This is a genomic window from Thauera sp. SDU_THAU2 (assembly GCF_038260575.1).
Taxonomy (GTDB): Bacteria; Pseudomonadota; Gammaproteobacteria; order Burkholderiales; family Rhodocyclaceae; genus Thauera.
In genome coordinates this window covers 4,515,572-4,534,726 of sequence record NZ_JBBWUN010000003.1, presented here as the reverse complement: position 1 = coordinate 4,534,726, position 19,155 = coordinate 4,515,572, and the positions used below count along the sequence as shown (strand labels likewise).

General features: G+C 67.0%; 18 protein-coding genes. All 18 read right to left on the bottom strand.

Translation table 11 applies throughout. The annotated features are described in order from the left end of the window. Position 1 precedes the first annotated feature (1 nt). The gene (locus AAFL97_RS22920) at positions 2-1,036 is read right to left on the bottom strand and encodes an IS630 family transposase (RefSeq protein WP_048705947.1); all 1,035 of its coding nucleotides are present in this window, start codon (positions 1,034-1,036) and stop codon (positions 2-4) included. 193 nt (positions 1,037-1,229) lie between these two features. Beyond that, positions 1,230-1,373 (bottom strand): hypothetical protein, encoded by a 144-nt coding sequence (locus AAFL97_RS22915; protein WP_341646889.1) that lies wholly within the window; start codon positions 1,371-1,373, stop codon positions 1,230-1,232. Between the two features lie 21 nt (positions 1,374-1,394). Further along, the gene (locus AAFL97_RS22910; RefSeq protein ID WP_341646888.1) at positions 1,395-2,942 is read right to left on the bottom strand and encodes an ATP-binding protein; all 1,548 of its coding nucleotides are present in this window, start codon (positions 2,940-2,942) and stop codon (positions 1,395-1,397) included. A 289-nt stretch (positions 2,943-3,231) separates the two neighbouring features. Then, positions 3,232-4,785 (bottom strand): ATP-binding protein, encoded by a 1,554-nt coding sequence (locus AAFL97_RS22905; protein ID WP_341646887.1) that lies wholly within the window; start codon positions 4,783-4,785, stop codon positions 3,232-3,234. A gap of 285 nt (positions 4,786-5,070) precedes the next feature. Beyond that, positions 5,071-5,499: a hypothetical protein gene (locus AAFL97_RS22900; protein WP_341646886.1), complete on the bottom strand. Its 429-nt coding sequence runs from the start codon at positions 5,497-5,499 to the stop codon at positions 5,071-5,073. Further along, entirely contained in the window at positions 5,496-7,865 is a 2,370-nt protein-coding gene (gene gspD, locus AAFL97_RS22895) for a type II secretion system secretin GspD (RefSeq protein ID WP_341646885.1), read from the bottom strand. Before gspD ends, AAFL97_RS22900 begins: the two co-directional genes overlap by 4 nt. 32 nt (positions 7,866-7,897) lie before the next feature. Further along, entirely contained in the window at positions 7,898-8,278 is a 381-nt protein-coding gene (locus AAFL97_RS22890; RefSeq protein WP_341646884.1) for a hypothetical protein, read from the bottom strand. A gap of 193 nt (positions 8,279-8,471) precedes the next feature. Then, positions 8,472-9,074 carry a type II secretion system protein GspM gene (gspM, locus tag AAFL97_RS22885; protein ID WP_341646883.1) on the bottom strand — a complete coding sequence of 201 codons (603 nt, stop codon included), beginning with the start codon at positions 9,072-9,074 and terminating at the stop codon, positions 8,472-8,474. Beyond that, a complete protein-coding gene (locus AAFL97_RS22880; RefSeq protein ID WP_341646882.1) occupies positions 9,071-10,186 on the bottom strand; it encodes a PilN domain-containing protein in 1,116 nt (371 codons plus the stop codon). The genes gspM and AAFL97_RS22880 overlap by 4 nt, the downstream gene beginning before the upstream one ends. Before the next feature lie 5 nt (positions 10,187-10,191). Continuing rightward, a complete protein-coding gene (locus AAFL97_RS22875) occupies positions 10,192-11,091 on the bottom strand; it encodes a general secretion pathway protein GspK (RefSeq protein ID WP_341646881.1) in 900 nt (299 codons plus the stop codon). After that, positions 11,072-11,740, bottom strand: a complete 669-nt coding sequence (locus AAFL97_RS22870; RefSeq protein ID WP_341646880.1) for a prepilin-type N-terminal cleavage/methylation domain-containing protein — start codon at positions 11,738-11,740, stop codon at positions 11,072-11,074. The genes AAFL97_RS22875 and AAFL97_RS22870 overlap by 20 nt, the downstream gene beginning before the upstream one ends. Then, a complete protein-coding gene (locus tag AAFL97_RS22865) occupies positions 11,737-12,132 on the bottom strand; it encodes a prepilin-type N-terminal cleavage/methylation domain-containing protein (RefSeq protein WP_341646879.1) in 396 nt (131 codons plus the stop codon). The genes AAFL97_RS22870 and AAFL97_RS22865 overlap by 4 nt, the downstream gene beginning before the upstream one ends. Continuing rightward, on the bottom strand, positions 12,129-12,605 hold the full coding sequence (locus AAFL97_RS22860; protein ID WP_341646878.1) for a GspH/FimT family protein: 477 nt from the start codon (positions 12,603-12,605) through the stop codon (positions 12,129-12,131). The genes AAFL97_RS22865 and AAFL97_RS22860 overlap by 4 nt, the downstream gene beginning before the upstream one ends. Next, complete coding sequence (gene gspG, locus AAFL97_RS22855) at positions 12,605-13,036, bottom strand: type II secretion system major pseudopilin GspG (RefSeq protein WP_341646877.1); 432 nt, start codon at positions 13,034-13,036, stop codon at positions 12,605-12,607. Before gspG ends, AAFL97_RS22860 begins: the two co-directional genes overlap by 1 nt. A gap of 116 nt (positions 13,037-13,152) precedes the next feature. Next, positions 13,153-14,085: a DUF4351 domain-containing protein gene (locus AAFL97_RS22850; protein ID WP_341646876.1), complete on the bottom strand. Its 933-nt coding sequence runs from the start codon at positions 14,083-14,085 to the stop codon at positions 13,153-13,155. A 66-nt stretch (positions 14,086-14,151) separates the two neighbouring features. Then, positions 14,152-15,402, bottom strand: a complete 1,251-nt coding sequence (locus AAFL97_RS22845) for a type II secretion system F family protein (protein ID WP_341646875.1) — start codon at positions 15,400-15,402, stop codon at positions 14,152-14,154. Next, a complete protein-coding gene (gene gspE / locus AAFL97_RS22840) occupies positions 15,395-17,134 on the bottom strand; it encodes a type II secretion system ATPase GspE (RefSeq protein WP_341646874.1) in 1,740 nt (579 codons plus the stop codon). Before gspE ends, AAFL97_RS22845 begins: the two co-directional genes overlap by 8 nt. A gap of 54 nt (positions 17,135-17,188) precedes the next feature. Further along, entirely contained in the window at positions 17,189-19,045 is a 1,857-nt protein-coding gene (locus AAFL97_RS22835) for a hypothetical protein (RefSeq protein ID WP_341646873.1), read from the bottom strand. Positions 19,046-19,155 lie beyond the last annotated feature (110 nt).

Genomic DNA, 19,155 nt, shown 5'->3' with positions numbered 1-19,155 from the left:
GTCATTCCAGGATATAGCGGCACTCTGGCTGCCTGAAAAATGACTTCACGAGTTCAGGGAGCTTCTGGATGCTGCGCAATGCACCGAGTGCGAGTCGCTTCATCTCCTCGGCACTCTCGACCAACTGGCGCGAAACCTTGCGCTTCACATGAGCCCAGACCGTTTCATCGGGGTTCAGATGCGGCGAGTACGGCGGCAGGTAGAAGAGTTTGAGCTTGCCGTCCAAGCCCTCGACGTAGCTCTTGACCATCTTTGCCTTGTGGATCGGATGACCATCGACGATCAGAAACACCGGCTTCTCGGCATTGACCATCAAGCGCTTGAGGAACTCGACGAACACCTTCGCGCCAACCGAGCCTTCATGCAACATGAATCGAAACTCGCCCTGCGTGCTAACCGCCGAGATCATGTTCAGCGAGAAGCGCCGGCCCGTCGCCTGCACCACCGGCGTCTGGCCCTGCGGCGCCCAGGTCGTGCCGGTGTGGTAATCCGAGCGGATACCCGACTCGTCGCCAAAGTAGATCGTTGCGCCGACCCGCTTGGCTTCGGCGCGGATCGTGGGGTAGGTCTCCGTCTCCCACGTGCGCACCAGCACCGGGTCTTGCTGCCACGCCTGGTAGAGCGGCTTCTGGGCGCTGAAGCCCAGGATCTTCATGAGACGGTGGACCGAGGAGACCGACAACTCCTTCTTGAACTGGCGCTTGATCAGGTGACGGATCAGCGACAGCGTCCACAAGCCGAACTCGAACTTGAACTGCTGCGGGTTATGGTCACGAACGGCATTGGCGATCCACGACAACTCCTCGGCGCTGAGTTTGCTGGGGCGCCCCGGAATCGGCTTGGCCAGCAATGCGTTCTGCCCGCCATTGGCAAAGTCGGCGAGCCACCGGAAAACGCTGCGCTCATTCACGCCATACGCCGCCGCGACGCTTTGCACTGTCTGCCCCTCACGCACTGCTTTGACAGCCTGCTGCCGCATCACCTGCAAGGTGTGATGATCGAGGGCACGGCCGTCGGAAGGTCGTTTGCATTTCATGGGGCATATTATCGCTCACATGACACTACTTACGGGAACGTTAGTAGCACAGGAAGTAACGCAACACAATCGAACAGGATGGCATGACAGCCCATTTTTCGTTGCATTTGCACAACATTGTGCAATAAAAAACCCGGGCGAGGAACCCTGTCACACCCGCCGGCGAAAAGCCCGCCGTTACACGGGATCGGGCTCACAGCGGGAGGCGAATGTACCACTGGCCGCCGTCGAGAATCCAGCGCCCGGTGAAGCGGGTATTCATGCCCGGGAAACGGGGCTGGAGCGGCAGGTGGATGTAGCCGGTGCGGCGATGGGTTTCGCCTTCGGCTCTACCCATCCTACGGCTGCTCCTCGTGCCTCATTGCGTTTCCACCTCGAAGCCCACCACCCGGCGCTGCTCGCGGCTGAACTCCACGCCGACCAGGTGGATCGGCTCCTGCCGGTCGCGGTACTTGTCCGCATACCCCCGCGCCTTGATCTGCGCCAGCGCGCCGCCTTCCGGCTCGATCTCCACCACCTTGAACTCGAACAGGTACACCTGCCCGTTGAAGCGCACCGCCATGTCCAGCCGGCCCGCGTTGCTCGATTCCTCCGGCACGATGTCCAGCCCCAGCGCCGCAAAGTAAGCGTAGAACACGCTGGCGTAGTAGCCCTCGTACTGCGCGATCGGCGTGTTGCGGAACCAGTCGTGCGGGATGCTGGCGAAAAACGCCGTGAACAATTGCTCCATGCCGGCGAAGTCGTTGGCCTCGAGCAGCCCGTACAGCCGTCCCGAACGTTCCAGCACCGGGCCCGGTTCGGGCGACAGCCGCCGCAGCAGGGCTTCGGTGAGGCTGGCGCGCACTTCCAGATTCGGGTAGCGCAGCCGGTAGCGCGGCATCACCCCCAGGCGCTGCACCCCGCCAATGGTCAGATAACCCGTCTGGAACAGCAGCGCCTCGGTACCGATGTCCCCGGCCTCGAAGGCCGACAGCAGACTGTCCGACGCTTGCAGCCGCTCCAGGTCGGGCAGGAAGGTGCGCCGCTCGGTCAGCACGTCGATCAGGAAGGTCGGCGTGCCGGTCTCGAACCAGTAGGCCCGAAAGTCACGGTTGGAAAACAGCAGCAGCAGGTCGAAGGGGTTGTACACCGACTCCCCCGTCCAGTTGTAGCCGTTGTACCACTCGCGGATGCGCTGCCGATCCAGGCCCGGCAGCTCCGGCGCGAATTCGCCATCCACATCCGCATCGGTATAGCCGCAGATCGCCGAGTAGCGCGCATCGACGGTGATGTCATTGAGGTTGTTCAGCCCCGAGAACAGGCTCACCTTGCTGAACTTCGACACCCCGGTGAGCATCGCGAACCTGATGTGCGCGTCCGCATCCTTGATCACCGAGTACAGGTCCCGCAGCCCGTCGCGCATCTGCCGCGCAACGTCCGGACGCGTCAGGTTGTCCAGGATCGGCTTGTCGTACTCGTCGACCAGCACCACCACGCGCCGGCCATGCCGCTGTCCGGCCCGTTCGATCAGCGTGCCGAAGCGGTTCGGCACCGGGCCCGGCGGCAGCTCATCCAGGCCCAGACGCTGCGCATTGTGTTCCAGCAGATACGCAATGCGCTCGTCCAGTTCGGCACGGCTTTCCATCACCCCGCTGCCGAAGCTGAGGCGGATCACCGGATACCTGACCGACCAGTCCCACTGCCCGTGGCAGTACAGACCGCGGAACAGCGCCTCCTTGCCTTCGAACAGCTCGCCCAGCGTGTCGATGAACAGGCTCTTGCCGAAGCGCCGGGGGCGCGACAGAAAATAGTGCGTACCCTCGTCGATCAGCCGCAGTGCGAAGCGGGTCTTGTCGACGTAGTAATAGTCCGCCTCGCGAATCTTGGCGAAAGTCTGGATGCCGATCGGCAGCTTCTTGCGGGACATGGCGACTCCTGACGGAAAACGGACACAGCCCCGGATTCTACGGGCTTGGCGCTCTCCCGCCAGTTCGGTGATGGGTTTCGCCTGCGGCTCTACCCATCCTACAGGCTGCGGGAACCCGCAGGATGGGTAGAGCGCAGCGAAACCCGTCGGGCGCGCGGAGAAGGGGAGTCGGTGATGGGTTTCGCCTGCGGCTCTACCCATCCTACGGGTTACGGGCTCACGGCAGAGTAGGATGGGTAGAGCGCAGCGAAACCCATCAAGGCGCGGTGCGGGGATGTTCGGTGACGGGTTACGGGTGCCGGGTTTCCACTTCGAAGCCCACCACCCGGCGCTGCTCGCGGCTGAACTCCACGCCGACCAGGTGGATCGGCTCCTGCCGGTCGCGGCACTTGTCCGCATACCCCCGAGCCTTGATCTGCGCCAGCGCGCCGCCTTCCGGCTCGATCTCCACCACCTTGAACTCGAACAGGTACACCTGCCCGTTGAAGCGCACCGCCATGTCCAGCCGGCCCGCGTTGCTCGATTCCTCCGGCACGATGTCCAGCCCCAGCGCCGCAAAGTAAGCGTAGAACACGCTGGCGTAGTAGCCCTCGTACTGCGCGATCGGCGTGTTGCGGAACCAGTCGTGCGGGATGCTGGCGAAAAACGCCGTGAACAATTGCTCCATGCCGGCGAAGTCGTTGGCCAGCAGCAGGTCGTAGAGTCGGGTGCTGTACGCGCCATACTCGGCCGGATTGGGGCGCAGGCGTTGCAGCAGCGCGCCGTTCAGGCTGGCGCGCACTTCCTGATTGGGGAAACGCAGACGGTACTGGCCGAAGGCACCGATGCGGCGTACCGATTCGATGGTCAGATAGCCGGTCTGGAACAGCAGCGCCTCGGTGGAAATGTCACCGACCTCGAAGGCCGACAGCAGGCTTTCAGGCGCCTGAAGCCGTTCCAGGTCGGGCAGGAAGGTGCGCCGCTCGGTCAGCAGGTCGATCAGGAAGGTCGGCGTGCCGGTCTCGAACCAGTAGGCCCGAAAGTCACGGTTGGAAAACAGCAGCAGCAGGTCGAAGGGGTTGTACACCGACTCCCCCGTCCAGTTGTAGCCGTTGTACCACTCGCGGATGCGCTGCCGATCCAGGCCCGGCAGCTCCGGCGCGAATTCGCCATCCACATCCGCATCGGTATAGCCGCAGATCGCCGAGTAGCGCGCATCGACGGTGATGTCATTGAGGTTGTTCAGCCCCGAGAACAGGCTCACCTTGCTGAACTTCGACACCCCGGTGAGCATCGCGAACTTGATGTGCGCGTCCTGCCCCTTGATCACCGAGTACAGGTCGCGCAGCCCGTCGCGCATCTGCCGCGCGATGTCCGGACGCGTCAGATTGTCCAGAACCGGTTTGTCGTATTCGTCCACCAGCACCACCACGCGCTGGCCGTATCGCCGTTCGGCAGCCTGTATCAGCGCGATGAAACTGTCTGGCACCGGCAAGTCCGGACGGTCGGCCACGCCCAGGCGTTCGGCATTGACCCGCAGGATGCTGCGAATCCGCTGCGCCAGCACGCCCTGCTCCTGAAGCACGCCTTCGGCAAAGCTGATGCGGATCACCGGATACGCCACCGACCAGTCCCATTTGTCGTGGCAATGCAGACCACGGAACAGCGCCTCCTTGCCTTCGAACAGCTCGCCCAGCGTGTCGATGAACAGGCTCTTGCCGAAGCGCCGGGGGCGCGACAGGAAGTAATGCTTGCCTTCGCGGATCAGCCGCAGGGCAAAACCCGTCTTGTCGACGTAGTAGCAGCCGTCCTCGCGGATTTCGCGGAAAGTCTGGATGCCGATCGGCAGCTTCTTGCGGGACATGGCGACTCCTGACGGAAAACGGACACAGCCCCGGATTCTACGGGCTTGGCGCTCTCCCGCCAGTTCGGTGATGGGTTTCGCCTGCGGCTCTACCCATCCTACAGGCTGCGGGAACCCGTAGGATGGGTAGAGCGCAGCGAAACCCATCGGGCGCGCGGCGAAGGGGAGTCGGTGATGGGTTTCGCCTGCGGCTCTACCCATCCTACAGGCTGCGGGAACCCGTAGGATGGGTAGAGCGCAGCGAAACCCATCGGGCGCGCGGTGAGGGATGTTCGCCTACGGGCCTCACAGCGGCAGGTGGATGTACCAGCGGCCGTCTTCGAGAATCCAGCGCTCGGTCATGCGGGTGTTCATGCTCGGGAAGCCGGGCTGGAGCGGCTGGTAGGCCAGCAGCAGGGTGGCGGTGCAACTGTCGGGCTGGGGGCATTCGACGCCGGAGACCTCGATGCCCTGGCGGCGGATGACGGCGCTCTGCAGGCGGCCCTGGTAGGCCTCGAGCTTGTTGGTGGCGCGATAGCCGGGGGTGGTGTACTGGTAGGCGGCCTGCCAGTCGTTGGCGATGATGGCCTCCCAGCGCGCGGCGGCGCGTTCGGCGACGATCTGCTCGGGCGTCCTGGAATCGAGCGCGGCGCAGCCGCCGAGCGCGAGGGCGGCGATCAGCGGGAGGGCCGCCGCGGCGGCCCGGGTGGCATGGCGCGTGTCGGGGAATTTCATTCGGCAATTCTCTCCTGGATGATGGGTTCGACGATGACCTCGGCGGCCGGCGCGGCCGGCAGGTGGTGCAGCTTGCCGCGCAGGTCGGGAGATTCGAGCAGGTCGCGCAAGCCGCGCATGCGTTCGCGGATTTCGGCACCGGCCTCGCGCACGTCGAGCTCGGTGCGCACCACCCTGGGGGTGATCATGACCAGCAGCTCGGTGCGGGTGGTCTGGACCGTGGTGGAGCCGAAAAGGTTTCCGAGCACCGGGATGTCGTGCAGCAGCGGAATGCCGCTGCGGGCGTCGGTCTTGTTGTCGCGGATCAGGCCGCCGAGGATGATGGTTTCGCCGCTGCGCACGGCGACTTCGGTGGACAGCTGGCGATCCATGAAGCTGCGCTGCTTGGTCGCGTCATCGATCGGGCCGACGTCGGTGATGGACTGGTCGATCAACAAGCTGACCATGTCGCCGGCATTGACCGTGGGCGTGACCGACAGCGACACGCCGGTGTCCTTGTACTGGATGGATTCGGTGGTGAGGTTGCCGCTTTCGCTGGTGGAGGTGGCGGTCTTGATCGGCTGCTGGTCGCCGACCTGGATGAAGGCGGTGCGGTTGTCCTGCACCATGACCGAGGGCGAGGACAGCACGTTGAGCAGCGACTTGCCGGCCAGGGCGTTGAGCACGGCGCGGATGGAGCCGTCGGCGCCGAAGATGGAGTAGGAGAAGCCGGGGGAGATCGGGCCGATGGTGCCGCTCTCGTCGCCGGTGAGCTGGCCGATGCCGACGCGGCCGCCGCCGTCGGCGCCGCCCTTGAAGTACCACTGCAGGCCATAGCGCAGCTCGTCGTTGAGGGTGACTTCGAGGATGCTGGCCTCGATCAGCACCTGCACCGGCGAGACGTCGAGCTTGCGCAGGGCTTCGGCGAGGCGGCGGTAGTCGTGGCCGCTGGCGTAGATCAGCAGGGCGTTGTTGCGGTCGTCGGCGACGACGCGGATGTTGGGGGCGAGGTCGACGCGGGTCAGCGCGGGGCCGCTGCCGGTACCGCCCTGGCCGGCGGTGCCGGTGTTGCGCTGGTTGCTGGCGCCCAGGCCGCTGCTGGTGCCGGTGTTGCGGCTACCGATGCGCCCGGTCTGGCCCAGGCCGGGGGCGACGCCGCTGTCCTGGCGGGCGGTGGTGCCGACTTCGCCGCCTTCGCCGCCGTAGAGCGCGCTGAGCAGGCTGGCGAGGTGCTGGGCGTTGCCGTTCTGCACCGGGTATACATATAGGCGGGTGTCGTTGCCGAGGCCGGCGGGACGGTCGAGGCGTTCGATCCACTGCCGGGCCTGCTGCAGGTAGTGGGCACGCGGGGTGACGACGAGCAGGGCGTTGAGGCGTTCGATGGGCAGGATGCGGACCAGGCCGGTGAGCGGGCCGAGGTTGCCGCCGCCCGGCGTGGGCGCGGCGCCGATGGCCGCCGCCGCCCCGCCGCCACCGCCCCGCGGCGCAGGCTGCGCGGCGGCGGCACCGCCGGGCGCAGCAGCGCCGCTGCCGGTGGCGACGCCCTGCTCGCCGAACATGGCGCGCAGCGTGGCATCGACGTCGGCAGCCGAGACGTTGATCAGCGGGAACAGGCCGACCGACACGCCCTTGAGGAAATCCACGTCGAAGGTGGCGACGAGTTCGAGCCAGCCTTCGATCTGGTTGCGCGAGCCGGTGAGCATGATGAGGTTGCGCACGGTATCGACACGGACGATGGCGGCGTCGCTGGCGACCGGGCGCAGGATCTCGGCCATTTCGGCGGCGCTGATGTATTGCAGCGGGACGATGACGCTGCCGCTGCCGGCCGGCAGGGCGGCAGGCCGGCTGGGCGGCGGAATGTCGCCGCTGACGACATCGACGCGGCCGATGCGGTAGCGCCCGGCGGCATCCTGGGCGATGCCGAAGCCGTTGGCCTTCAGCAGCGAATCGAGCAGGTCGAGCACCTGGTCGCGGCCGACCGGGCGCTGGGTGTAGACGGTGATTTCGCCGGCCAGCGGGGTGACGATGGCGTAGTCGAGGCCGAGCATGTCGCCGAAGACGGCGTGCACGACTTCTTCGATGGGCGCTTTCTCGAAACGCAGGCTGACTTTTTCACCCTTGCCGCTGATGACGCCGCGCGCGGACGGGGTCTTGATCATGATGTCGTTGCCGGCGAACAGCATCGGTTCGCCCTGCTCCGGCAAGTCTTCGGCATCGAGGCCGGCGGCGCGGGAATCGGCACGGGCGATGGGCAGCAGTTCCTGCGCGCTGCCCACCGGCCGTTCGATGTGCCGGTTGCCGGCGCAGCCGGCGAGCAAGGTGGCGAGCAGGAACGCGGGGAGCACGCCGTAGCGGGTGCGGGAGCGCGGGATGGGCTGATGGGTCATGGGCATTGGATTACCGGCGATGGTTGGGCCCGTCAGCGGCGTGGGCGCGGAGGCTTGCCGACGACGGCCTGCGGTATGCGGACGAAAGGCAGTTGGCGGGTTTCGGTGCGCGGCTCCTCGCGGTTGCCGATTTCGCGTTCGAAGGTCGCGCCACGGGTGTCGACGGCGGCCAGCTGCCAGCCATGCAGGGTCTGGCCGATGCGCAGGCGCTTGCTGCCTTCGGCCACATGCAGGATGGCGACGCTGTTGCTGCCGCTGCCGAGGACGCCGACGAGGCGGGCAGCGTCGAGCAGGTCCGGGGTTTGTTGCTGTTCGGCCGCCTGCTCCGCGGCAAGCTCGGGCGGTGGTGGCGGACGGCGGCTGGGCGCGAACAGCGGGCGGGCGGCGATGATGGCGGCGGCATCCGCCGGCACCGGCGGGGTTTCCAGAGCCCGGGGGGCAAGTGCGGACAGCTCGGGCAGCAGGGGATCGGGCGGCTGCCAGCGGCTGCCCGCCAGCCAGGCGGCCGCGATCAGCAGCAGCAGGATGAGGATGCCGGCGACGAGCAGGCGCTGCGCCGGCCAGGTGGCCGAAGGGTGGACGACCGTGCGGAAGCAGAGCGGGCTTTCATTGCGTCACCCTGAAAGCATTGAGCCTGGCCTGGACGGTGAGGCGCTGGCCGTCCTCGCCTTCGGCATCGGCGGTGTTGCGGCCACGCCGCCCGCCCCGCACGGGCCGCAGGCTGAGGCTTTCGACATGGATGGCCGGGCGCTGCTGCTGCAGGGCGGACAGCATCTCCTGCAGCGCGGGCAGGTCGGCTTCGAGATTGATGGTGACGGCGATGCGCTCGAAGGGTTCGGCCGGCGTGCCATCCCGCGCAGACGCGGGCGGCACGGTGGTGATCTGGCTGCCCTGGATGCTGAGGCCGGCCTGCTGGGCGACGGCGCGCAGGCGCTGCTGCAGGTCGGCACCGGCGCGGTCGGTGTCCAGGCTGGCCGGATAGACCTGCTCCTGCAGCACGGCCTCGGCCTGTGCGCGGGCGCGTTCGATGCGCTCGGCCATTTCCTGCAGGCCGAGCAGGCGGGCGTAGCGTGGCTCGATGTCGCCGATGATGCCGTCGGCCCACAGCTTCTTGTCGACGATATAGCCGAGGGGCAAGGCGAGCAGCAGCAGGACCAGGCCGAGGGCAAGGGCGAGGCAGAGCCGGGCGCGGAGCTGGCGGGGGTTCATTGGCCTTGCTCCGCTGCGGGTTCGGCCGGTGCAACCGGTCCGGCGGCCCGGGCCGGCCCAGGTGCTGACTCGGGCACGCGGTAGTGGAGCTGGATGATGAAGGTTTCGCGCCCACTGGCCTGGTTGCGGACGATGGCGGAGGCCGGGCGCACTTCGCTGATGCCCGGTTCGTTGCCGAGCAGTTCGATGAGGGCGCCGGCGTTGTCGGCGGTGCCGCGCATGGTGGCTTCGTTGCCCTTGATGTCGAGCTGGGTCAGGTGCACGCTGTCGGGCAGCCGCTCGGTGAGGCGAACGAGCAGCCAGCTCGGATCGGGCAGCCCGGCGAGTTGCCGGCCCAGGGCTTCGAGGCGGAGATTGGCGCGGCCGAGCGCCTCGCGGGCAGCCGCGGCGGGCGCGGTCTGGCCGGACAGCAGATGCCAGGCGTCCTGGGCATCGAAAGCCTGCTGGCGGCGGTGCAGCACCGGCACGGCGGCCAGCGCGACCAGCAGGGCCAGGAAGAGCGCGGCCAGCGCGCCCGTCCTGAGCAGGCGCTGGCGGCGGAGGCGCTGGCGGCGGTGCTCGCCATGGCCCGGCAGCACCAGCGGCGCATCGCCGGCCCAGGCCCAGACTTCGACCGCGGCCGGCAGGGCGTGGACGGAACGCTGGGCCTCGAGATGGCGTTCGACGTGGCTGCGGGCGGCAAGGGCGTAGTGCACGAGCGTGGCGCCGCCGAGGGTGTCGACGCGGTGCCCCCAGACGGTGTCCTCCGGCGGGAACGGGCTTGCGCCCTGCACCGCCAGGGCGGCGGCCTGGGCGCATTCGTCCGGCGAGGCGCTGGCAGGCAGCCGCAGCGAGGCCGCAAGAACGACATCGTCCGGCAGGCGGACCGCAGCCAGGCTGGTGGGAGCGGCCTGGGCCGGCGCGGCACCGGCCGCCGCCCCTGCCACGGCCTGGCCAGTGGGCAGCACCAGGGTGACGCTGCCATCGGGCTGGTACAGCCTGACGGGCTCGGCGGGCAGCAGCTGCTGGAACAGAGGCCAACGGGCAAGGTCGGCAAAGCCCTGCCGGCCCAGTTCATAGAGCCGGTAGAGGTCGAGGCCGAACAGGTTGAAGTTGCTGCGGTCGAGTGCCATGTATGTCAATTGGAAAGCGCGGGTGCGTAGCGGGCCGGTTCGGTTGCGGCGGATTGCCAGGGCGTGCCATCCTCCCCTACCCTGGCTTCCACCCAGCGACCGCGCACGATGGACGCGCCGTCGTCCATGACGACCGTGGCCTGGACGTGGAACACACCAGCACTGCCGGTGCCCAGGTAAGCGGGGTTGAGCGGGCTGGTGTCGAACATCGCACCATCATTTGCCCGCTGCCGGGCGATCGATTGCGCCAGACCGAGATCGCCTTCGGCCAGCACGGCCAGCACCCCTTCGGGCGCGGCCAGTGGATCGACGCCGCGATGGCTCCCCCACACGGTGATCAAAGGCTCGATTCTAGCAAAGAGATCGAGGCCGATACCGGCAACTTGCAACAGGTCTTCCTTGCTCAGAAAGGCACCGTTGCGCGGGCGCACGGCAAGGCCGGTGGCGAGATAGGGTTCGAGTTCGCTGCCACCGCCATAAGCTATCTCATCGGTATCGCGCCAATCGACGACACGCAGGGCCAGGATCTCGGCGCTACCGGCATCCATGCCGCCGGCGGCATGGAAAAGCTCCGCCAGCAGTTCGGGCGGGGCGAAATTGATGTTGATGTAGCCACTGGCCGGAGTCAGCTCGACCCGGATGGTGCGGCCATCGAACACATACTGCCCGCTGCTGCCGCCAAGGTTGTCAGGCAGGTGACGCGATTCGGCGAGCGCGAGCTGGATGGCGGCATCGCCCGCGGCGGTGGCCTGAATCAGCGCAGCATGATTCTGGGCGCTCCGGGTGGTGGCACGGGACATCGTCAGCAGACTGGCAACCAGCAGCGTGAGCGCGGCAACCATCCACAGCACGGCGACGAGGGCAAGGCCGCGCTGGGGTGTGGGGTCAGCGGGCAGGCGGATCATTCTTCCTCCCCGGCGACGATGCGCTCGCCGACGCTGCGCCCGGCGGCGGCGTCGAGGGCGACGATGAGGGGGCGCGGTGCTGCCCGGCGATGACGAGATCGATGCGCAGCCGTCCGGGCAGGTGCTGAGGATCGTCCCAGAACGAAAACCATTCGGCTTCTTCGCCGGGCTGCCGCGGCCGGGTCTGGTAAGCGATCCGCAGCAGATCGAGATGCGGGCTCAGCAGATGCACAGCGGCGGTCGACCAGTCGGGCGGCTCGGTGTTGCCAGGATGCGGCAAGTACTGGAGGTAGAGGCCGCCTTCGCCAGCGAACAGCCGCATGTAGTGCATGCCGCCGGCGCCATGGCGGGCGGGGAAATTGCCGAGCCAGCGAAGTTCGCCGGCAGAGCCGGAAAACGGCACGACGGGGCCGTCGTCGACGGTCTGCACGCGCGGCTGCGCCACGGCGCGGGTCAGGGTGGTGCGGAGAAAGTCGGCCAGCAGCCGGGTCTCGGTACTGTCGCCACTGCGGGCATCGAGCGTGCTGGCGGTGTCACCGAAGGTGCGCAGCGCACTGACCAGGCCGAGCATGATGAGCGCGACCAGGCTGAGGGCGACGATGACTTCGACGAGGGTGAAGCCATGCGCAACGGAACGCGGCGTGCTCATTTGGGCAGGCGCAGGTCGTTGAAGTTGGCCGGCAGCAGCGTGGCGAGGCTGACCGAGCCGCCCTGCCCCCAGCCGACGGTGATGTGTACATAGTGCAGCGGCCAGCCGGGCGGCTGCTCGAAGGCGGTTGGATACGGCGTGCTGACGATCTGCCAGCGCAGACCGGCCTCTTCACCAGCTGCGTTCAGACCACCGGACGGCACGGTGCTGTAAGCGTCGAGCAGCGATTGGGCGAGCAGCAGCGCCTGGGTGCGCTGGTCGGCGCGCTGCACGCTGCGTACGCTGCCGCCCGCGGCCTGGTAGAGCGCGCCGAGCGACAGCGCCATGATGCTGACGGCGACGAGGACTTCCAGCAGGGAGAAGCCGGCGCTGCGACGGGCGGCCGTTTTCATCCGGACCAGGCCTCCTGGCTGATACGGCCGAGCAACCAGTCGATCCGCAGGCGCACGCCCTGACCATTGGGCCGCGCCAGCACGATGCTGCCCCCCGTGGCGCCGCCGTCCGGGTAGAAACGCAGCCGTCCGTGGCCACGGGGATCGAGATCCTGCGCAGCGAGATGCAGTTCGACCTTCAGGGGGTCGGGGATGGTGCTGTCGCAGCGCCCACCGAGGCCGAAGCAGCGGCGGCGGAGGTCGATGTCGAAGTGCACTTCCCTGCCCTGGCGCTGGGCGAGGTTACGTGCGGCGTGGAGTCCGGCAGTCAGTTCCCTGAGCGTTGCGCGATAGCCGACGCTGTCGTTGAGGCGGCTGTAGCTGGCGCCGAGGGCGCCCATCAGCAATGCTGCGAGCGCCAGCACGACGACCAGTTCGACGAGCGTGAAACCGCCTTGAGCGCCTGCCCGGGCATGCGGCTCAGGGCGGGACATCACTTCCAGTTGCCGATGTCCGCGCGATCGCCTTCGCCACCGGGGGCGTTGTCGGCACCGTAGCTGTAGATGTCGATGTCCCCGTTGCGGCCCGGGTTTTCGTAGCGATAGGGGTTGCCCCAGGGGTCGGCAGGCAGTCCCTTGCGCAGGTAGGGGCCGTTCCAGCCCGGTACGTTGACCCTGTTGACCAGCGCATCGAGCCCTTCGGCAGTGGTCGGGAAGCGGCCGACGTCGAGCTTGAAGAGTTCGGCAGCCTGCTCGAGATCCTTGATCTGCACTGCGGCGGTCTTGCTCTTGGCGCCATCGAGCTGGCCCAGCACGCGCGGACCGACAAGCCCGGCCAGCAGGCCGAGAATGGCAAGCACGACAAGGAGCTCGACCAGCGTGAAACCAGCGACGCGCCGCACGCGGGCGACGGGTGATTGAATCATGTTGCGTACCTTCATGGTGTTGATGCGTCGGCGGGAATTCTACCCGCAAGCGGGGGGATTGAAGTGCTACGGGTAGTTGCGGGGGGCCTGGCTCTCCAAGGGATCACGGGCCGACATCAATGCTCGTCGAATACATCCTGCAACGTGCGGGCTTCCAGCATGTTGTCGGCCCAGCGTTCGAGCTCGGCGCAGGTGGCGCGTTGCAGGCGCTCGGAGGTCTGGCGGTCGAGCGGGCCGAAGCGGCGGGAGAGCAGGCGGGTCAGCAACTCGCGCTCGCCGTCCTCGCGGCCTTCTTCACGGCCTTCTTCACGGCCTTGCAGCAAGCCTTGTTGTATTCCGGCGTGGCGGGCGCGTTCGCTCCAGGTCAGCATTTCCTCGTTCTCCTGCGGGTAGCGTTGTTCATACAGCCGCCGTTCATTATCGTCAAGGGGGCTGTAGATGTCGATGAAGTCCATGTATTTGATACGTTTTTCGATGCTGGGTTCGAGTCCGATCAGGCCTCGCACGGCTTGGGCGTAGATTTCCAGTTTTCGCTCGCGCGGCCAGCGCATGTTGGGCAGATTGAGCCGGGCGACGAGGTTGGTACTGTCCAGCCAGGCATCGGCCGGCGTCTCGGCGAGGATGCAGGCAAGGTAGTCGAAGCGCAGATAGGTGTGCCGCTCGCTGCCCTGCACCAGTCGGCGGCGCACACGTTCCCCACCGCGCAGGAAGATCACCACCGGTACCACACGGTCGGTATCCATCAATTCACCAAGGGTGGCACAGTAGGATACAAGGCGATGGATCGAGAATCGCCCCGACGTGCTCTCCTCTTCCAGCACGAATAGCAGCGCCTCGCGCCGGCCGTCGGGCCATTCGGCCAGCAGCGGTACATCGAGTTCGTGGAAGCGGTCGCCAAGCCGATCCTTGAGCTGTTCCTGCCGGATCGGGGTGATGCGGACCGCGTCATCCAGGTCATGGGCTTCACCGGGAGCAAAGAAGGACAGCGCCTGGTGCGGGTAGTCGAGGATCAGGTTCTTGAAGTTCTGGTCGTGGCTCGGCGCTGGCATCGGATCACCCCATCTTCATGACAGATGGAATTATATGCCAAACAATTCGCCGCCACGATCGATGACTCAGCCGGCGAGATCGTTCACCGACAGGATGCCCATCAGGATGGAGACGATGATGGCGGCGATGATGCCGCCGAGGACGAGGATGAGCAGCGGCTCGAGCAGGGTCAGGCCGCGTTTGACGCCGGCCTGGACGTCGCCGTCGTAGACGCGGGCGAGTTCGAGCAGCATGGCGTCGAGCCGGCCGGTTTCCTCGCCGAGGCGGACCATGTTGAGGGCGAGCGGGGTCATCAGGCCGGTGGCGGCGAGGGCGTCGGCCAGGCGCACTCCCTGCTTGATGCCGGCCGGCACGGATTCGAAGGCCGAGCGCAGAATGCTGTTGCCGACGGTATCGGCGGCGATGCGCAGCGAGACGACGATGGGCACGCCGTTGCCGAGCAGGGTGCCCATGCTGCGGGCGAAGCGGGTGAGTTCGTATTTGCGCATGATCTGGCCGAACACCGGCAGGCGCAGCAGCAGCGCGTCGCGCCAGGCCGCACCGGCCGGCGTGCGCAGCCAGCGGCGCACGAGCCAGACGATGAGCGCAATGGCGCCGGCAAGCAGCCACCACCAGTCGGAGACGAAGTGGCCGAGAGCGACGATCAGGCGGGTGGGCAGCGGCAGGGCCTCGCCCATGTCGTCGAACAGGGTTTCGAACTGGGGGACGACGAAGCCGAGCATCAGGAACACCGAGATGCAGGCGACGACGACGAGGATGGCAGGATAGATGAGCGCGGAGACGACCGATTCGCGCAGGTTCTTGACCCGTTCCAGATGCTCGGACAGCCGCACGAGCACGTCGGCGAGCTGGCCGCCGGCCTCGCCTGAACGCACCATGTTGATGTAGAAGTCGCCGAAGTGCTGCACATGGGGCTGCAAGGCCTGCGACAGGCCCTTGCCGCCCTTGACCGACTTGAGCACGTCCTGCAGCAGCGCGGCGACGGAGGGTTTTTCGGCCATGCCGCCGAGCACGCGCAGGGCGCGATCGAGCGGCAGGCCGGCACGCAGCATGACCGCCAGTTCGTTGGTGAGGTTGTGGATGTCTTCGTGACGGATGCCGCGGTCGGTATTCAGGCCGAAACGCCGGGCGCCGCTGCGCTGGGCGTCGGCACGCGGAACGCTGGCGCCGGCCTGCGGCACAGCGGCGTCGATGCGGATCGGGGTGAGCCCGCGGGCACGGAGCTGGCTGGCGGCGGCGGCGGCATCGGCGGCTTCGACGCGGCCTTCGGTGAAGGCGCCGCGCACGTCGGCGGCACGGTAGGAAAACTCAGCCATTGCCTTGGTCCTGCGTCACCCGCAGTACTTCTTCGAGCGAGGTGAGACCCGCTGCGACCTTGCGCAAGCCGTCCTCGTACAGCGTGAGCATGCCGCCCTGGCGGGCGACGTTGTGCAGCGTGGTGGCGTCGGCGCCGGCGAGAATGGCCTTGTGGGCAACATCGTCCATGACGAAAAGCTCGTGCACCGAGGTGCGGCCGCGATAGCCGGAGTGCTTGCAGTCGGGGCAGCCGGCGGCAGTGTGGACGGTGCGCTGGCCCGCCGGCATGAAGCGCGCGAGGCCGCTGCGGGCCAGCGCCTCGTCGGGCAGTTCGGCGGCAGTGCGGCAGCTCGGGCACAGGGTGCGCAACAGGCGCTGCGACAGCACCCCGTTGACCGTCGAGGTGATGAGATAGCGCTCCACGCCCATGTCTTCGAGGCGGACGATGGCGCCCGCAGCGGTGTTGGTATGCAGGGTGGAGAGCACCAGGTGGCCGGTCAGCGAGGACTGCACGGCGATCTGCGCGGTTTCGGTGTCGCGCATTTCGCCGATCATGATGACATCCGGGTCCTGGCGGAGAATGGAGCGCAGCGCGTGGGCGAAGCTCATGCCGATCTGGGCATGGACCTGGACCTGGTTGACGCCGCCGAGCTGGTATTCGACCGGGTCCTCGACGGTGATGATCTTGAGCGTTTCGGCATCGAGCTTGGCCAGCGCGGCGTAGAGCGTGGTGGTCTTGCCCGAGCCGGTGGGGCCGGTGACGAGCAGGATGCCGTGCGGACGGTCGATCAGGCTGCGGAAGCGCTCCAGGGTGTCGGGCGAAAAACCCATGTCTTCGAGTTCGAGCCGGATGCTGGCGCGGTCGAGCACGCGCATGACGACGCTTTCGCCGTGGACGGTGGGCAGGGTGGACACGCGCAGGTCGATTTCGTGGCCCTTGACGCGGGTCTTGATGCGACCGTCCTGCGGCAGGCGGCGCTCGGCGATGTTGAGGTGGGCAAGCAGCTTGATGCGCGAGGTGATGGCAGCGGCAAGCGCGGCTTCGGCCACTTCGGCACGATGCAGTACGCCATCGACGCGGTAGCGGATGTGGACGCCGTCTTCGTAGGGTTCGATGTGGATGTCGGACGCGCGCAGGTCGATGACGCGGGAAATGATCTGGTTGACCAGCCGGATGACGGGCGCCTCGGTGGCGAGGTCCTTCAGGTGTTCGACGAATTCGCTGTCGCTGCCGAGGGCGCCGTCGAGCAGGCCATCCTCGTCTTCGGTCTCCTCCTGCTGCACGTACAGGCGCTCGAGCGCGGCGCGAAGCTCGGATTCGAGCGCCAGCCGGGGTTCGACGCGCAAGCCGGTGGCGAGCGCCAGCGCCTTGAGCAGAAAGGTGTTCTGCGGTTCGGCCAGCGCAGCGGTGAGCGTGCCGTCGGCGACGGCCAGCGGCAGCACGCCGTGGGCGACGAGGTAGTCCGTCGTCAGGCCGGGTACTTCGACTGCCTCTTGCGGAAAGGCGGCGGCCGGTACGAAGACGAGGCCGAGCTGCTCGACCAGCGCCTCGGCGACGTCGTTTTCGGCAACGAGGCCGAGGCGGATCAGCACATGGCCGAGCAATCCGCCCATTTCGCCCTGGGCGGCGAGGGCCTGTTCGAGATCGCGGGCGCCCAGCCGGTTGCGCCGCAGCAGCAGTTCGCCGAGCCGTGCGCGAGCATCGCCCTGAGCGACGGGAGGGGCTTGAACGGCAAGGGCGGCTTGGGTCATGGCGTCGGGAGGGAAACAGGACAGCGCGGCTGAAAGGCTGCGGAACGGATGAGTTTACCCGGGTTTCGGCTGCTCTGCCGGAGTGTGCGGGGCGATGGGCGCAGGAGGGTATGTTCGTGCCGCAACAAACGACAACGGTATTCGCCCGGCCCGCTCCCTGCTCACGTAAAACAGCAGCGCAGCCAGCAACAGCGACCACAGCAGCGCCCGCGCCAGCGTGTGCCACGAGGCATGGCGGGGAAGATCGGCCAGTCTGCCGTGGGGAGGCAGATCGATGACGATTTCGCCTACCGCAGGCGCACGAGTGTCGATGATGCGCGAAAAGCTGCCGTCATCCACCCGCACGCGGCCGCCATCCGGACCAGTGGCGAGACGGAGCCGTACCGTCTGATGAAGGTTTTCGATGCGGGTCTTCAAAGGCTGCATCGACGCCTGCCCCGCCGGCGCGATCCGCGTGTCGCCGTCCTGGAGCCAGCCGGGGGCCTCGATCTGCCCTTCGAGCGTGCGCCACATCCATGCCGGAATGGATGCGGTTCGCAGGTGAGTGACGGCGATGACGCCGTCGTCCAGCGGCATGAGCACGATGTCGCGCTTTTCGAGCGGCAGCTTGAAGGAGCCGAAGACCAGCGTGATCATGACGGCGGTGATGGCGCAGACCGCCAGCCGGGGCATGGAGGACAGTTGCCGTCGCTGCCGGCGAGCCTCGCCCCTGCCCACCCAGGCAGCCACCAGCGTGAGCGCCAGTCCCAGCCAAGCGGCAAAGCTGCTCCAGTAGAAATAGCGGTATTCCGCCGAGACGTTGAACGGGAACCAGGTGAGCAGGTAGATCGCACCCGAGGCCTGCACCGCCAGGGCAAAGGCGCCGAGCCGGGTGGCGGCCAGGCGCTGCACGAGCAGCAGCGCAGTGCCGACACCGAGCACCAGGGCAAACATCCACGGCCTGCCGAAGCGGTCATGGTGCTTCCACACCACATAGGCCTGGGTGAGCCAGCTCGTCAACCGCAGTGGCCGGGCAATCTCCCAATTCACCCGATCCGTTTTCGGCGGCGGATAGAACATGGCCCGCGAGTTCGGCTCGTGCATGCTCAACTGGAAAGTCGCCGCCATCGCCGACCACGCCGACAGCGGATTCGCCACCAGTTCGGCCAACCAGGTGCGAGTCATCGAGGTGCTGCCCCACAGCCCCTGCCGCACCAGCCCCTTGTAAATAAACGAGCACTCCCCCCAAGGGGCCGCCTTGTCCCACTGCAGCGGGGAATAGCAGGCATCGACGACCGTCCGCGATTCTTCCTCCGTCCATTCCCCCGGGAACAGGTTTCGGCCTTCGAAATACGACATGGCCAGCAGGTGATAGGTCTTGATGGAACCCGTGGGGTGCTGGGAAACCACGCCGAGCAAACGGTTCTGCACCGACTGCGTCAGCGGCATGAGCACCAGCAGGGCGGCCATGAGCATCAGCCCGCGACGACGGCCAAGGCGGTGATTGGTATACAGCAGCAAGGGAATCAGGCCGAAAATGGCGTTCGGCCGGGTCAGGAAGGCGGCCACCGCAAGCAGGTTCGCCAGCACCAGCAGGACCAGCCGGGCGCGCGGGCCGATGGCGTCGTCGTTGCCCTGGAAAGCGCAGGCAAAGGCCGCCAGCATCCAGGCAACCAGCATCGCGTCCTTATGGACATGGCCGAGGTAGTTGAACGCACCGGGCAACACCGGCACGGCCAGGATCGCCAGCCCCCACCAGCCAGCGACACGTGCCACGCCCATCGCCACCACGGCCAGCGCACTCCAGATCAGCAGGTTGTCGAAGACGATGAAGCCGACCGGCCCGGGGAACAGTTCGAGCAGCCCGGACCAGATCAAGGAAATGAAGGGGGCGTGCCAGTCGTCCCACCAGCCGTTATAGATGTTGGTCAACTGAGGTGACCGAATCCGGATTCAAATAACCCGGATAACTGGCATGGAGCACGAAGGCGAAGCCCACCAGGGCCAGGATTGCCATGGTGAAGCAGGGTACCCTCGACGGA